General features: G+C 38.9%; 2 protein-coding genes. Both read right to left on the reverse strand.

The genetic code is table 11. The annotated features are described in order from the left end of the window. Positions 1 to 27: 27 nt before the first annotated feature. Positions 28 to 2,100, reverse strand: a complete 2,073-nt coding sequence (locus ACEW8U_RS12960; RefSeq protein ID WP_373522475.1) for a fibrobacter succinogenes major paralogous domain-containing protein — start codon at positions 2,098 to 2,100, stop codon at positions 28 to 30. A gap of 168 nt (positions 2,101 to 2,268) precedes the next feature. After that, on the reverse strand, positions 2,269 to 2,806 hold a 538-nt coding region (locus tag ACEW8U_RS12965), incomplete at its 5' end, for a hypothetical protein (protein WP_373522476.1).

Consider the following 2,806-nt stretch of genomic DNA (forward strand, 5'->3'; position numbering starts at 1 on the left):
CAAGCCCCATAGTATTTCGGGGAATCTCTATTCCTTTACACACCGCACACTAAAGCCGTCTCTTGGATTGACAGAAATGCCGGTCGATAAATAATCTACAGATCCTTGTAGAAAGCCTAAATGTGGATAACCTCTTTGATCCCTATAGCTTGTCCAAAATGTTGAAAACTCCCCACTGCTTGGGCCGAAACCTCCATCTGTTCCCGAGCGGAAACCACTTGGCAAAAATCGAAGGCCGGATAGATTGTTGGATTTTAAAGAACCAATTGGCCAACCAGCTACAGCTTTTATATATCTTCCAACATTTAATCCAAAAATAGATCCAAAAGAACTTATTTCAAATATGCCAGGTAGTTTCCATCCCTCGGGGCAAATTTCACAGCAGGCTGCATGGTAGTTGTATAATTTTCCGTAACTTTCATCAAGGTCGGAATCATTATCTTTCCAAGAATATGAAGGTCCTGTTGCTGAAACCCAAACGGCATCTGATTCAATAGATTGAATAGCAGTTCCATCCCGCATTCTAGTAGTACGAAGATTATCAGCCATCCACCAGGTATTGCCGATTTTGACAGTCTCATAAGTGTTTCCATCAATATCTTCTACTGTACCAAACTCAGGCGAGGTAAATTGAACCGTTCTTTCACAACCATTTGTATCTGTTACTTTAACATCATAATTACCCGGAGAAAGGGTTTGGGACAGAACACCGTTTACACCGTTGGACCAAGTGACCTGATAAGGTGGGATCCCAGACTCTATTTCAAGAAAATGCGTCCGGTCGATCAACAACAGATCGGCTGATAAAGGACAACCTGTTTCCAGGATTGCGGGAACAACAAACTCAGTATTGAATGCAGTTGCAAATAGGGTCAATTTCATGTTGAATGGAAGGGGATCTACCAGATTATTCTCAAAAATCAACATTAAATTGCCTTCTAAGTCTTTGTAATTGGCCAATCGGACATCTGGGTTATCTATCGTTGGCAGATACCATGACTGACCATGTACAGGCCCTGTGGTAAAGGGAGCTTCATCGGGAGCAGACACCCATGACTTCTCATCCAGAATGGGCAATTCCCATTTGTAATCTTCAATGTACAATTGTATCCAATCCGAAAAATCCTTTGAAATCAGTGACTTTCCATTAAACCCATAAGTAGGTGTGAATAAAGTATCTTCCCCTTGTTCCAAATCAGTTTTTGTAATCCGTCGAAATATCCCTAAGGTTTCAAAAGAAATCGGCACCAAGGGTTCAATGATTAGGGTATCATTTGGCTGAATTACTTTTCCAGAGGCTGATTCTATCAATTGAATTTCTTGAATCACAGGGCATAGCAGGGTCTGATAGGCATAATATTCCAAAAGGATTTTCTGGTACCAAAAAGATAAACCAAGACCTGCAACAACAGCATCATGAAAAGCTGTTTTGGGAAGTTTGGAAAAGTCTCTCAGATAGGAATTGTCAAATGACCCAAACGCCCAAGTCATTGAAGCCATAGTGGATTCCGGACTGTTGTGACAGGGTAGTTCGAAGGTTTCATGCCGGTTGCTAAAAAACAAGTGATTTCGTCCATATTGGAACACTCCGGCCAAGGTTTCCTTCTCCAATTCCGATAAGGATTGTTGCTTTTGGATAAAAAAGCCGATCCACGTTCCAAATGGGTTGGCCAATTCCTTTAGCTCGTCAATTTCTTGGATTTTGTTTTGGAGTGTTCGGGTACTTGTAAGAAACGATTCAATAAATATCTCCTGATCTTGGAAATTCGGCCATGTGCTAAGTCGCAGGTTCCATGTTCTGACCTGATTACCCATAGTGACCTTTAGTGCTGCCGGCCCCTCCCCTACATTGGGGATAATAAATATCAGCGTATCACCGGCGATTCTACCCAGGCTGATAGGAACATCCCCTATAGAACCTGAAAAGCTATTATCGGCCACGGGTATTTCCGGTACATGTATTTTTGCTAACTGATAAATCACCCAATCTCCTCCTGGCACAGGGGTCAGGATTTGGAGGGGGATTTCTTCTTCTTTGCAGGAAAAGAGGAGAAAACTCAGCAGGCTGAAAAATAGAAAAAGTAGTTTCCTGATTTTCATTTTTTTTCTTATTCAAAATTATGTTAAACTATAGACCAAAAATTTATTTCTCTTCAAATTTTAATTTTACACGTCTTATCAATTTTAAAATTGAAAATCAATATAGGAAATAACAGTCTTCTAAGACACAAGGCAGACTGATGTATTTTTTTATTTAGAACTGTCCAACTATGACTTTTGATTTCCATTTGAAGAATTGTTTATAGCCAAATCCCAATGTTCTGATAATCTACTAAGTATATCCAATCTTTCATCGATAAATCTCTTAAGCTCTGCATCCGAAATAATTGGAATCTTTTTATCTTTATTTTTTCCATCCTGACTCTTAGTATCCAAAACTTTTTTATAAGCATCTTCCACTTTGTCCTTTAAAATTCTCAAGCGAAACAAAATAACCTTATGGGTCATCCAGTATTTTTCGAGATTCCAATAAGAAAAAAGAGAGGTTAAGACAGTAATACTAGCAGTAAGAAGCAAGACCGAATTTTTGATTACAGTTCCCATCACTTCTACATCCATAAAGTTTATTAGCCTTATATCAAGTCCTATAAGTACTGTTGAAAGCCCACCGAGAAATATGATCAGGAACTTATACAATTTGATAGTTTTGAAGTAATAAGAAGACTTTTCTTCAAGTTTATAACAATCATAGTCGAGATTGGTCAGGAGAAGATGTGCCCTGTTTTTCTTTTCTTCCAGATTTTTC

This window comes from Aquiflexum sp., assembly GCF_041751335.1.
Taxonomy (GTDB): Bacteria; Bacteroidota; Bacteroidia; order Cytophagales; family Cyclobacteriaceae; genus Aquiflexum.